14 protein-coding genes are annotated in these 12,203 nt (G+C 70.4%); 8 read left to right on the top strand and 6 right to left on the bottom strand.

The features are described 5' to 3' along the window. The first annotated feature begins 44 nt into the window (after positions 1–44). Positions 45–908 (top strand): PHP domain-containing protein, encoded by an 864-nt coding sequence (locus tag BLS56_RS14370; protein WP_091450545.1) that lies wholly within the window; start codon positions 45–47, stop codon positions 906–908. A 1-nt stretch (position 909) separates the two neighbouring features. Then, complete coding sequence (locus tag BLS56_RS14365; RefSeq protein WP_091450544.1) at positions 910–1,530, top strand: MarC family protein; 621 nt, start codon at positions 910–912, stop codon at positions 1,528–1,530. Here BLS56_RS14365 and BLS56_RS14360 read toward each other — a convergent pair. After that, complete coding sequence (locus BLS56_RS14360) at positions 1,527–1,883, bottom strand: arsenate reductase family protein (protein ID WP_407640516.1); 357 nt, start codon at positions 1,881–1,883, stop codon at positions 1,527–1,529. The two genes, BLS56_RS14365 and BLS56_RS14360, sit on opposite strands and share 4 nt — an antisense overlap. A gap of 74 nt (positions 1,884–1,957) precedes the next feature. Here BLS56_RS14360 and BLS56_RS14355 point away from each other — a divergent pair, with 74 nt between their 5' ends. Both BLS56_RS14355 and BLS56_RS14350 read left to right on the top strand, forming a co-directional pair. Further along, the gene (locus BLS56_RS14355; RefSeq protein WP_091450543.1) at positions 1,958–2,764 is read left to right on the top strand and encodes a RecB family exonuclease; all 807 of its coding nucleotides are present in this window, start codon (positions 1,958–1,960) and stop codon (positions 2,762–2,764) included. Then, positions 2,761–3,138 carry a hypothetical protein gene (locus BLS56_RS14350; RefSeq protein WP_091450542.1) on the top strand — a complete coding sequence of 126 codons (378 nt, stop codon included), beginning with the start codon at positions 2,761–2,763 and terminating at the stop codon, positions 3,136–3,138. Before BLS56_RS14355 ends, BLS56_RS14350 begins: the two co-directional genes overlap by 4 nt. Before the next feature lie 283 nt (positions 3,139–3,421). On the opposite strand, the gene BLS56_RS14345 is transcribed toward BLS56_RS14350, so the two are convergent. From BLS56_RS14345 to BLS56_RS14335, 3 genes are read right to left on the bottom strand one after another with little or no spacing between them, the layout of a single operon-like run. Beyond that, the gene (locus tag BLS56_RS14345) at positions 3,422–4,285 is read right to left on the bottom strand and encodes an alpha/beta fold hydrolase (RefSeq protein ID WP_091450541.1); all 864 of its coding nucleotides are present in this window, start codon (positions 4,283–4,285) and stop codon (positions 3,422–3,424) included. 33 nt (positions 4,286–4,318) lie between these two features. Then, the gene (locus tag BLS56_RS14340; RefSeq protein ID WP_091450540.1) at positions 4,319–5,677 is read right to left on the bottom strand and encodes an Rv3212 family protein; all 1,359 of its coding nucleotides are present in this window, start codon (positions 5,675–5,677) and stop codon (positions 4,319–4,321) included. 4 nt (positions 5,678–5,681) lie between these two features. After that, the gene (locus tag BLS56_RS14335) at positions 5,682–7,421 is read right to left on the bottom strand and encodes a DEAD/DEAH box helicase (protein WP_407640520.1); all 1,740 of its coding nucleotides are present in this window, start codon (positions 7,419–7,421) and stop codon (positions 5,682–5,684) included. A 341-nt stretch (positions 7,422–7,762) separates the two neighbouring features. Here BLS56_RS14335 and BLS56_RS14330 point away from each other — a divergent pair, with 341 nt between their 5' ends. Continuing rightward, on the top strand, positions 7,763–8,434 hold the full coding sequence (locus BLS56_RS14330) for a ferritin-like fold-containing protein (protein ID WP_091450539.1): 672 nt from the start codon (positions 7,763–7,765) through the stop codon (positions 8,432–8,434). Positions 8,435–8,540: 106 nt separating this feature from the next. After that, on the top strand, positions 8,541–8,765 hold the full coding sequence (locus BLS56_RS14325; protein ID WP_091450538.1) for a DUF3107 domain-containing protein: 225 nt from the start codon (positions 8,541–8,543) through the stop codon (positions 8,763–8,765). Positions 8,766–9,249: 484 nt separating this feature from the next. On the opposite strand, the gene BLS56_RS14320 is transcribed toward BLS56_RS14325, so the two are convergent. Continuing rightward, the gene (locus tag BLS56_RS14320) at positions 9,250–9,570 is read right to left on the bottom strand and encodes a DUF4873 domain-containing protein (protein WP_091450537.1); all 321 of its coding nucleotides are present in this window, start codon (positions 9,568–9,570) and stop codon (positions 9,250–9,252) included. A gap of 11 nt (positions 9,571–9,581) precedes the next feature. Then, positions 9,582–10,331, bottom strand: coding sequence for a TetR/AcrR family transcriptional regulator (locus tag BLS56_RS14315; protein ID WP_091450536.1), 750 nt, complete (start codon positions 10,329–10,331; stop codon positions 9,582–9,584). Between the two features lie 67 nt (positions 10,332–10,398). Here BLS56_RS14315 and BLS56_RS14310 point away from each other — a divergent pair, with 67 nt between their 5' ends. Both BLS56_RS14310 and BLS56_RS14305 read left to right on the top strand, forming a co-directional pair. Continuing rightward, positions 10,399–11,310, top strand: coding sequence for an AurF N-oxygenase family protein (locus tag BLS56_RS14310; protein WP_091450535.1), 912 nt, complete (start codon positions 10,399–10,401; stop codon positions 11,308–11,310). Continuing rightward, entirely contained in the window at positions 11,280–12,203 is a 924-nt protein-coding gene (locus BLS56_RS14305; protein WP_091450534.1) for an alpha/beta fold hydrolase, read from the top strand. Before BLS56_RS14310 ends, BLS56_RS14305 begins: the two co-directional genes overlap by 31 nt.

The following is a 12,203-nucleotide window of genomic DNA, read 5'->3' as shown; positions in this document are numbered from 1 at the left end:
CCCGGCCCAGCCCGTGACGCGCGTCATCGTGAACACTGGCTGACGTGCGGATCGACCTCCACTGCCACTCCACGGCCTCCGACGGCACCGACAGCCCGGCCGAGCTGGTCGCCGCGGCGGCGCGGGCGGGGCTCGACGCGGTCGCCATCACCGACCACGACACCACCGCGGGGTGGGACGAGGCGGTGGCGGCGCTCCCGTCGGGGCTGGCGCTGGTCCGCGGCGCCGAGCTGACCTGCGTCTCACCGGACGGCCGCGGCGGCCACTGCACGGTCCACCTGCTCGGGTACCTGTTCGACCCGGTCGCCGAGGCAGTCGTCGCCGAGCACGCGCGCACCCGGGCCGAGCGCCGCACCCGGCTGCGCCTGATGGCCGGGCGGATGGCCGCGGACGGCTACCCGGTCGACGCCGACACGCTGCTGGCCGACCTGCCCGAGGACGTGCCAGCTGGCCGCCCGCACCTGGCGCAGGCGCTCGTGCGCGCCGGTGTGGTGCGATCGGTGACCGAAGCGTTCGCGAAACTCCTGCACGGCAGGAACCATTACTACGTGCCCAGCCACAAGACACCGGTGGCCGACGCCATCGCGATGATCAAGGCCGCGGGCGGCGTGACCGTCCTCGCGCACGGCTTCGCCCACCTGCGCGGTCCCACGGTCACCGCCGAGGTCGTCGCCGACCTCGCCGCCGCGGGCCTGGACGGCGTGGAGATCGACCACCCCGACCACGACGCCGCCGCCCGCGCCGAGCTGCGCGACCTCGCCGCCCGGCTCGACCTGCTGGCCACCGGCTCCAGCGACTACCACGGCACGAACAAGACCACCGCCATCGGCGCGGAGACGACCGCGCCCGCCGTGCTGGAGGCCATCGTCGCGCGGGCCACCGGCGCCCCGCTGATCGTGGGCTCCTGACATGGCCCTGTTCGACGCCACGCTGTTCGCCGAGGCCACCATCACCCTGGTGGTCATCATGGACCCGCCGGGCACCGTCCCGGTCTTCCTGAGCCTCACCGGCCGCAAGACCCGGGCCACCCGCAACCGCGCCGCCCGCCAGGCGGTGCTGGTCTCCCTCGGCGTGATCTCCCTGTTCGCCGTCGGCGGCCACGCGATCCTGGGCTACCTGGGCATCGGCATCCCGGCCCTGCAGGGCGCGGGCGGCCTCCTGCTGCTGCTGATCGCCCTCGACCTGCTGGCCGGCAAGGGCAGCACCGAGCCGGAGGCGGTCGAGGACGTCAACGTGGCCCTGGTGCCCCTGGGCACACCCCTGCTGGCCGGTCCCGGCGCCATCGCGGCGACCATCGTGTTCGTCCGGCAGACCGACGGGGGCATCGGGGACTACCTCACGATGGCCCTGGCGATCCTGACGGTGCACCTGATCCTGTGGCTGTGCCTGCGCTACTCGGGCGTCGTCATCCGGGTCATCAAGGACAGCGGCATCACCCTGCTGGCCAAGATCGCCGGTCTGCTGCTCGCGGCCATCGCGGTGCAGCTGATCGCCGACTCCGTGCGCGGCTTCATCACCGGAGCGGCCTAACCGAGCGCCTCTTGCACCGCTTCGGGAGTCCGGGCGAGGTAAGCGCGGCCGTCGTCGGTGATCACGATGGGCCGCTCGATCAGCACCGGGTTGGCGGCCAAGACCGCGATCCAGTCGTCGCGGTCCCGTGGCCGGTCGGCCAGCCCGAGTTCCTTGGCCAGCGGCTCCTTGAGCCGGGTGATCTCCCAGGGCTCCTTGCCGAGCTTCACCAGCACCTCGGCCAACTCCGCCTCGGTAGGCGGGTTGTCCAGGTAGCGGCGCTCGGTGTGCTCAGGCGCGTTCTCGGCAAGCGCGGACTTCGCCGCGCGGGACTTCGAGCAGCGGGGGTTGTGCCAGATTTCCACGCCGACCATTGTGCCCGGGTGCGGAAAGTGTCGGTGGGACTGCGTACGGTGGGAGCGTGCAAGGTCAGCTCGGGTTCGACAGTATGCCGCGCAAACTGATCAAGGTGACCCCTTCGCGGCTGGGGGTCTGGGCGGACTGCCCCCGCCGGTTCCGGATGACCTACGTCGACCGGCCCACGCCCCCGCGCGGCGGCCCGTGGGCGCACAGCACGCTGGGCGCGGTGGTCCACAACGCGCTCAGGGCCCTGTTCGACCTCCCCGTGGCCAAGCGCACCCCGGAGACCGCAGCTGCGCTGGTGGGCACCCACTGGAAGGACGACGGCTTCGCCGACCAGGACCAGGCGGCCGTTTTCCGCGACCGGGCGGCGGGCTGGGTCCACGACTACGTCAAAGACCAAGACGTCACCGACGACCCGGTGGGATTGGAACGGTGGGTCTCGGCCCCCGTCGGAACCATCGTCGCCGAAGGCCGCGTGGACCGCATAGACCACCGCGACGGCGAGCTGGTCATCATCGACTACAAGACCGGCAGGCACGCCCTGACAACGGACGACGCCCGAGGCTCCCAGGCCCTGGCCCTGTACGTGCTCGCCGCCCGCCGCACTCTGCGCCGCCCCTGCACCAAGGTCGAACTGCACCACCTCCCCACCGGCACCGTCGCCGCCTGGGAGCACACCGAGGAGTCCCTGGCCCGCCACCTCACCCGCGCCGAGGAGACCGCCGACGAGTTCCAACTGGCGATAGACACGGCCAAGGCGGGCGGCGACCCGGAGGTCCTGTTCCCACCCAACCCCGGCCGCCAGTGCGCCTGGTGCGACTTCCGCCGAAACTGCGCGGAAGGCCAGTCCGCTGGACCCCAACTAGACCCATGGGCAATGCTGTCCCCGTGACCGGCCCCACCGAACGCCTCCCCACCGGCGACGACGTGACCACAGTCGAGTTCCCCCGCATCACGGCGGCAGACGTTGCCGACACCGCACCCCGCACCGGCTCCGGCGCGGGCTTCCTCAGAGAACTTTCCGGCGCCTTGGCCGTCGGCCTGTGCGTCCTGGCTCTGGCGGTCCTGGCTCTCCAGATCATCGCCACCACCAAGGGAATGCCCGGCCCCGGCATCGCCGTGCTCATCGGCCACGTCACCGCGGCGGTGGCGGCGGTCGTCGCCCAACGCTTCGCGGACCGCAAGACCGGCCCAGAAGCCGCGCTGGCCGTCCTCCTGGTGGCCATCGCCACGGGAGCGGCCATCTGGTTCTTCTGGTGGGCTTGACAACCAAGCCTGCTCCCTAGACGCACCCGGGCGGCCTAACCGCCACCGCCCTCCTGCCAACCGCACTTAACGCTGCCAGGTGCTCGATGGGGTGGAGTGGTTTCCTTGGGGGTGAAGGAAGATCCCTGAACTCGCCGTGGTCGTGGGGCCGAAGGCTCCCCACCCGTCTTTCCCCGCGACGGGATCTTCCTTCGTAGGGGCCCCGAAGAAACCACTCCACCCCATCGAGCAAACCCACCCAGAGCAACCCCAGCGGAAGCCCGAGCCAACCCCAAGAGCAAGGTCAGGACAGCCAGGCCTTCCACGTGGGCAACAGAACGTCCAACAGATCAGCGGGATTCTCGATAGCCGGAGAGTGCGCCGCCTCGACCACCGAGAAGTCCGCCTCCAGCCGTTCAGCCATGTCCCGCTGCGCCGAAGGCGGCCAAGCGTCGTCCCTGGCCCCGCACACCACCAAGCAGGGAATCGCACGGGCCCGCAGGGCCTTGGCGAGTTCAGCCACCAGGTCCGGCTCCGTGCGCAGCCCGGCGCCCATGCCCAGCAGCGCCTCGGGCCGGTTCCGCAGGAACCGCAGCCGCAGAAAGTCCCGGACCGGCTCCGACAGCGCCAGCCATCGCGGGTTTCCCGCGTTCAGCATCTCCAAGGCCCGGTGCACGGCCGCGACCCCCTGCGCCCGCAGGACAGGCTCACCCAGATCAAGGATTTGCCGCCGAGGCCCAGGCAGGTCAGCGGGCCCACTGCTCATCAGGGTGAGACCCGTTACCGGCGCTCCGGCCAACACAGCCCGCCGAGAGACAAGACCGCCGTAAGAGTGCCCGAGCAGAACAACCGGCCGACCGCCAAGAGCCAGATCACCGACCAGCTCCGCGACGACCTCGCCCAGGCTTTCCGGCAAATACAGAGCCTCGTCGGTGGGCCCAGCCGAGTCCTGCTGCCCGGGCAGGTCGATGGCGACCGGGGCGAACCCGGCCGACGCGATCGGGTCCAGCAGCGGTGCGAAGTCCTCTTTGGACCCCGTGTACCCGGGCACCAGCAGCACGACCGGCCCGTCGACCTCCTGGCGCAGCGCGCCGATCGGGCCGAAGCGGCTTGGGAACTCCACCGGGACGCCGGAATGGGGGCTGAGCTGCGAATACGGGGCCGACATGATTCGAGTGTGCCTCAGCGCGCAAGCGGGGGGTCAGTGCAAAGCGACCAACGTCGCACCGCGCTGCTCCAGCACCATCGGGCCGACCGAGGACATGGTGACCGGGCCGGTGTGGCCCTCGCGGTCGACCGGGATGGTGCCGACGCGGGCGCCGTCGGCCTGGCTGAGGACGGCGATGCCGTCGGGCACGGGGACGAGGGCCCGACCGGCGAAGATCGTGCCCGGGCCGAGCGTGTCCGGGGTCGTCCACAGGGGACGCAGGTCCGCCGCGGACAGCACCACCGTGCGGGAGCCGGTGAACCAGTAGAACGCCCCGGTCGCCGTGGTCACCAGCGGGACGCGGCCGACCGGGTTCTCCCGCAGGTCGCGGTCGCCGAGGTCGATCGGGTGGGTGGCGGTCAGCTTGCCCTTCCCGTCGTAGACGAGGACACGGCCGGGGTCGGGCAGGGCCACGGCGGTGAAGTCGCCGCTCATGGCGACGATCTGCGCGGACTCGCCGGGCAGCACCACGCTGCTGATCACCTCGGGCTTGTCCGAGTCGGTGGCGCTCGCCTTGTAGACGGTGAGCTGGTCGGCGGAGTAGTCGCCGCAGTGCTCGATGACGCCGATCTTGCCGGAGGTGACCTGCACGGACTCGTAAGAGCATCCGGTGCGGGGCTGCTTGTTCGGGTTGACCATGGCCGGGAGTTGGCCGTACTCCATGGTCTTGACCAGGTCGGACCGCAGCGTCAACAGCAGCAGGGAGCCGGTCGCGGTCACGTGGTCGCCGTCGTCGAGCAGGCGGGTGCCCAGCTCGGCGTCGAAGTTGCGCTGCGCGTCGCGTTCACCGCTGTCGGCCTTGAGGGCGGTGACCTCGCTGCACCCGCCGCCCGCGCGCGGATCGCCCTCGGGGAGCCAGTTGCCGTCGGTCCGGTAGACCGCGACGACCTTCTTCCACGCCATCGACACCGTGCACAGGTCGAGGTCGCGCTTGTAGGTCCAGCGGACGTCGCCGGTCAGCGGGTCGCGTCCGGCGACCTCGCCGCCCGCGCCGGTGACAACCGTCGACGCCATGCCGGTGTTCTGGTCTTCCAGCTGCCCGGTAGTGACCGGGGTCCACGTGGCTGGACTGTCCGCCCGCCACGCCTCGGCCAGCGAGGGCGGGAAGAACTCGGGCGCGGGTAAGACGTCGAAGCGGACGTTGCTCGGCTTCGACTCGGTGGCCCGGATGTCGCTGCGCTGCCAGACGACGACGCCGCTCACCGCGAGCGCCACCACGATGCCCGCGAGCAGGACGTAATCGCGCTTGCGGTTGAACCGCGTGCGGGGACCCGCGGCCGGTGTCGGCGGGACGTGCCCGTCCAGCACGTCCTCGCCGCCTACCGTCTCGTCCGTGGTGTCCCCGTGTGTCACGGGCTTAGTCTGCCCCGCCCGATGTGTCGCCCGCGTTGGCCCCCGGGTCCCCGGTCGCGTCCGCGCCCGAGCGCCGCCGCCTGCGCCGGGTCCGCTTGGGCTGGTCGTCGCCCGCGTCCGACGACGGCGCGGCGGACACCGAGGACACAGCGGACACCGACACGCTCTCGGTTGTCCCGGCGGTGTCCTCGCCCGTCTCCGCGCCGCCCCGGCGCCGCCTGCGCCTGCGCGGCCTGCTGTCGCCCTCGCCTGCCTCTTCGCCTGCCGGACGGCTCGTCACCGTGTCCCGCTCACCGCTCGGGCGGCCCCGCCCGCTCGCGCCGGTCGCCCTGGTCCGCTTGGACCGGGTGGTGGCGTTGCGGGGCTTCTTGCCGCCGAAGTCCTCTTCCGGTTCGGCGTCGAGACCCGCGCGGGTCCGCTTGCCGATGGGGAGCCTGCCGGTGGAGCCCTCGGGGATGCCCAGGTCGGCGAACAGGTGGTCCGAGGTGGAGTACGTCTCCACCGGGAGGGGCTTGTCCAGGCCGAGGGCGTCGCTGATGGTCTTCCAGCGCGGCTCCTCGTCCCAGTCGACCAGGGTGATCGCCACGCCGGTCTTGCCCGCGCGGCCGGTGCGGCCGATGCGGTGGACGTAGGTCTTCTCGTCCTCGGGGCACTGATAGTTGATGACGTGTGTGACATCGGTCACGTCGATGCCGCGCGCGGCGACGTCAGTGCAGACCAGCACGTCGACCTTGCCGGAGCGGAACGCGCGCAGCGCCTGCTCACGGGCGCCCTGGCCGAGGTCGCCGTGGACCGCGCCCGCGGCGAACCCGCGCTCGGTCAGGTCGTCGGCGACCTTCTGCGCGGTGCGCTTGGTCCGGGTGAAGATCATCGTCAGGCCCCGGCCCTCGGCCTGCAGCGAGCGGGCCACGACCTCGATCTTGTCCAGCGAGTGCGCCCGGTAGACGAACTGCTCGGTGCGCTCGTGCACCGCGCTCGCGTCGTTCTCCTCGGCCCGGATGTGCGTGGGCTGGGTGAGGAACGTGCGGGCCAGGGTGATGATCGGGCCGGGCATCGTGGCCGAGAACAGCATCGTCTGCCGCTTCTCCGGCACCATGCGCAGGATGCGCTCGATGTCGGGCAGGAAGCCCAGGTCGAGCATCTCGTCGGCCTCGTCCAGGACCAGGCCGCTGACCTTGCCCAGCACCAGGTGCTTCTGCTCGGCCAGGTCGAGCAGCCGCCCCGGGGTGCCGACCACGATGTCGACGCCCTTGCGCAGCGCGGCGACCTGCGGCTCGTACGGGCGGCCGCCGTAGATGGCCAGCACACGCACGCCCAGGTGCTTGCCCGCGTCCCGGATGTCGGCGGTGACCTGCAGGCACAGCTCCCGCGTCGGCACCACGACAAGCGCTTGCGGGGTGCCGTCGCCGGGGGTGGTGACCCGCTGCAGCAGCGGCACGCCGAAGCCCAGCGTCTTGCCGGTGCCGGTGCGCGCCTGCCCGATCAGGTCGTCGCCTGCGAGCGCCAGCGGCAGGGTCAGCTCCTGGATCGCGAAGGTGCGCTCGATGCCCGCCTCGGCCAGCGCCCGCACGATCTGCTCGTGCACGCCAAGCTCGGCGAAGGTAGGCGCCTCCGGCTTGACCGGGGCCCCCGCGGTGAGCGGGTGGGACGTGTCGGTCTCGGGGAGCCCCGCCTCGCTGTGCTCCAGCGTCACGGGGTCCAGTTCGTCTGCCTGCGGGGCGTTAATGCCCTCGCCTGCGGTGATGTCCTGCGTCAGGGTGATCAGCCTCTCTCGTGCCAGCGCGCACTGCCCTGGACGGGCCGCTCGACCGCGCCGGACGCGCCCGGAGTGCCAAGGTCCGGGCGTGGCGCGGGAGGGCCTGCGAGGTATGCGCGCACCCTCATCGACTCGGTCCGCGGCGTGCTTCGCCACGAGTTTCCCGAGGTCTTCCGCGAGCCCGGCGCCGCCGTTCTCGGGGGCGGTGCGGCGCGCTGAGCTGTGCCAATCCGTGTCGATTGACGTCAACGGCCGCGCGCTACCCAACGGCATAGATGCCGGGCGTCCTGTCGAGTCTACCCGCGACACCCGCCGATACGCTGCCAACCATGGAAAACGCGGAGGCAGGGGTGTCGGAGGGCATGCTGACGGCCGGAGTGGTGGACCTGCTGGGCGTGCTGGCCTATGGGGAGCTGTCGGCGTTCGACCGGATGTCGGAGGACGCCCGCTCGGCGCCCACGCTGTCCGGGCGCGCCGCGCTCTCGGAGATGGCCGCCGCGGAGATGGGCCACTACGCCAAGATCGAGAAGTACCTGGCCGAGCACGGCGTCGACATCGAGGACGCCATCCGGCCGTTCATCGGCCACATCGACACCTGGCACGCGTCGACCGCGCCCCGGTCCTGGCTGGAATCCCTGGTCAAGGCCTACGTGGGCGACGGGCTCGCCGCGGACTTCTACCGCGAGATCGGCTCCTGGCTCGACGAGAACACCAAGCGGCTCGTCTTGGACGTCCTCGCCGACACCGGCCACTCCGCCTTCGCCGAGCGCGAGGTCACCGCCGCCATCGAACGCGACCGCACCGTCCGCGACCGGCTCGCCCTCTGGGGCAGGCGGCTGCTCGGCGAGGCCCTGACCCAGGCGCAGTACGTCGTGGCCGAACGCGACGGCCTCGCCGAGCTCATCGTCGCCGGGACCGGCGACCTCGCGGGCATCGCGGCGCTGTTCCGACGGCTCCAACAGCAGCACGGCAAGCGCATGGCCGCCCTCGGGCTGGGCTGAATTACGCGTCTGGTGAACGCGCGCGCCCCTGACGGGTTGGTGCGCGCTCACTGGACTAGCCTTCGTCGGTAAGAGACAACTGTCGTTCGATGCCCGGAGGTTCGGCGTGGAGGTCAAGATCGGTGTCGCGGACACCGCGCGGGAGCTTGTGCTGAACAGCGCCCTGACTCCTGACGAGGTCGAGGCTCTGGTCGCCGACGCACTGAAGAGCCAGCAGGGGCAGCTCACCTTGGTCGATGACAAGGGTCGGCGCTTTGTGGTTCCGTCGGCGCGGGTCGCCTATGTGGAGATTGGTGGGGCGGACGCCCGCAAGGTGGGGTTCGCTCCCTGATCGCTGGATGCGGTGGGGCCATCGTCGGTTTCGGCGGTGGCCCTTTTGCTTGCTTGGCTGCGCCTGGCTGGCTGCCGGGGGCCTGCTCGAATGGGGTGGAGTGGTTTCTTCAGGGCCCCTACGAAGGAAGATCGCCCGTGTGAAAGAGGGTGGGAAGCCCGCGGCATCACACGCGCGGCCAGCTTAGCGATCTTCCTTCTCCCCCGAAGAAACCACTGCACCCCATCGAGCACCTGGCGAGCGTGGGTGCCGGTTGGCAGGAGAGCAGGTGCGAAAGAGCTTTATTTCGCCGCCCCACAGCCGCACAACAAAGCCCCGCCCACCCTGGGGGCTGACCCCGCTCCAGTCTATCGCCGCAGGTCAGCGCGGGGAAGGGGGTGCGGCGGGCCTGTGGATAACTCGCGATCACCGGGGGCTCGGAAGTCCAGCGGGCATCGACAGGTTTGGGTGCGTCCGGGCAGGGGGTGCGGGGACGTCTCTTGGGTCAGAGATCCGCCGAGTCCAGGGTGGTCTGGATGACGAAGGGGGGCGTGCTGGTGCCCATGATGCGGTAGCGGTCCCACGGGTCGGGGTCCGACAGTTCGCCGGTTGCCTCTGCGCCGGGGGTGCGGAGGGTGGCTTGGGTTTTGCGGCCGCCCAGCAGTTCCGACAGGGCCGGGTCGGCGGCGATGCGGCCGTACCAGCGGTAGTAGCCGTCGATCGGCTGGAAGTGGCCGCGTAGTTCGACGGTGACCGCGAACTCGTGCTCGCCTACCAGCAGGGTGGCTGGGCCCTGGTAGCCGTCTTCCTCGTGGGTCTCGGACATCGTTGTCGCTCCTAGCCCGCGGCCGCGTCGCCTGCGGTGGGTTTCTGGTTCAGGGTGACGATTTTGTCGATCTCAAGGGGCTTGTTGGGGTCGATGGTGACGCCGTAGCCGCGCAGGACGCCGTCGATGGCGGCCCAGATGGTCATGGTCAGGTATTCCACGACCGCGTCCCGGCTCATGGTGGGGCGTTCCAGCCACCACTCGCCGACGTTCTGGACCATGCCGACGATGCCGTGGCCCCAGACTTCCGCGCCGCCGGAATCGATCTTGTAGGCGCGCAGGTAGTCGCCCAGGAGCGAAGACAGGGCGTTGGCGATGACCTGCTTGTCCTCGGCCACGATGTCGGCGTCGATGCGGCGGTCGGCGAACTTGCTGCGCACCAGGAGGCGGTAGAGGTTCGGGTACTCCTGGATGATCGAGAAGAACGCGTCGAGGCTCTTGCGGATGCGCGGCAGCGGAGCCTCTTCGCGGCTCATGGCGGGGATCAGGCGCTCGAACAGGATCTCCGTGCCGCGGTGGCCGAGGGCGACGAACAGGTCGGCCTTGTCGGTGAAGTGCCGGTAGAGGACCGGCTTGGTGACGCCCGCCTCCGCGGCGACGTGCTCCATGCCCAGGTCGGGACCGTGTTTGGCGAGGGCGCGCAGCGCCGCCTCCACGAACTCCTCGCGCCGCGCCGCGCGGTGGGACTTCCACCGGTCTCGACGGGCGTCGCCGGAATCGCCTGTGCTGTGTCTCTTGACACGATCCGCCATGCGATTCATGCTACCAGAAGTAACTGTTACCGGAAGTTACGTGTGACAGTCTGACCCCCGAAGGAGTGACTCGTCGATGAGCCGCGCGACGCAGGTAGCCAAGGTAGCCGATCGGGAGAAGACCGCGGGTCGTTTGCTCAAGTCGTCCGCGGACAAGTTCTACGACCCGGACATCGACATCGACTGGGACGCCCCGGTCACCGACGGCCTGCACTACCACCCCGAGCACCGCATCTCGCTCTACGGCACCAAGCTCTGGGACGAGATGACCCCCGAGCAGCGCGTCGAGCTGGGCAAGCACGAGATCGCCAGCATCGCCAGCACCGGCATCTTCTTCGAGGTCCTGCTGATGCAGATGCTGCTCAAGCAGGTCTACAAGCACGACCCCACCACCGACCACGTGCACTACATGCTGGCCGAGATCGCCGACGAGTGCCGCCACTCGACCATGTTCGGCAAGGCGTGCAAGCGCTTCGGCGTGCCCGCTTACGGGCCGCGTTCGTGGATCAAGAAGCTGGCGGTAGTCCTGCCGGTGATCGGCAAGGGCCCCTCGGCGTACGCGGCGATCCTGGTCGCGGAAGAGGTGCTCGACCGGATGCAGCGGGAGAACATGACCGACCCCGCGTTGCAGCCGCTGATCCGCATGGTCAACCGCATCCACGTCCTCGAAGAGGCCCGGCACGTCACCTTCGCGCGCCAAGAGGTCGTGCAGGGCATGGCCAAGGCGAGCTGGGTGGAGAAGCAGTACCACCGCATCCTGACCGCGGTCGTGTCCTACTTCGTGGCGCTGAGCCTGATCAACCCCAAGGTCTACCAGGCCGTCGGCCTGAACCGGCGCCAGGCGTGGAAGGCCGCCAAGGCGAACCCGCACTTCCAGGAGACCATGCGCTACTGGGGCGAGCGGATCATGAAGTTCCTCGGTGAAGCCGACCTCGTCGGCGGCCCCAGCATGGTTCTGTGGCGCCGCTCGATGCTGCTGCCGAAGTGAGCGGCTTCGTCACCTCCGACGGCGTGCCGCTGCACGTCGTGGAGCAGGGATCAGGGCCGGTCACCGTCGTGCTTGTGCACGGCTGGACGATGGACCACACCTCGTGGGACGACATAGCCGACCAGTTGGTCGATCAGTTGACCGGAGTGCGGGTGCTGCGGCTGGACTGGCGCGGGCACGGCGCGTCCGGCCCGGCCCCGGAGGGCACCGGGACGATAGACCGCCTCGCCGACGACCTCGCCGAGGTGATCGCCGCGCGGGTGCCGACCGGGCCGATCGTGCTCGCCGGGCACTCGTTGGGCGGGATGACGCTGATGGCCTTGGCCGAGCGGCATCCCCGGCTGATCGCCGAGCGGGTCAGCGGCGTGGCGTTCGTGGCCACGACCTCGGGCGGGCTGTCCAGACTGACGCTCGGGCTGCCGCGCTGGGCGGCCGCGCCGGTGCTGTACTGCGAGGCGCTGATCAACAAGCGGATCGCGAAGTTCCGGCGGCCGACCCTGCTGGGCCGCTACAGCGCCCTGGCGCGGCCGGGTGTGCGGTGGCTGGTGTTCGGCCGATCGCCGGTAGGCGCGCACATCGCCGCTACCGCCGCGCAGGTAGGACGGTGCAACCCGGCCAACATGGTCGCTTTCCGCAATTCGCTTAACGAGCATGAGCGGGTTCACGCGCTGTCGGCCTACCGGAATGTGCCTGCCGTGGTCATGGCAGGGGAGCGGGACCGCCTGTGCTCGGTAAGCGACGCCAAGACCATCGCGGCAGCACTGCCTGACGCGTTGCTCTTGGTCTACCCGGGCGCCGGACACATGCTCAACTACGAGCGCGCACCGGAAGTCTTGGCCCACATCGCCCGGTTGGCCGCCCAAGCGGCGGTTCGCCAGCTAGCTACTGCGTAG

It is taken from the genome of Actinokineospora iranica, assembly GCF_900101685.1.
GTDB classification, from domain to species: Bacteria; Actinomycetota; Actinomycetes; order Mycobacteriales; family Pseudonocardiaceae; genus Actinokineospora; species Actinokineospora iranica.
This window is presented reverse-complemented; position numbering and strand designations above follow the sequence as displayed.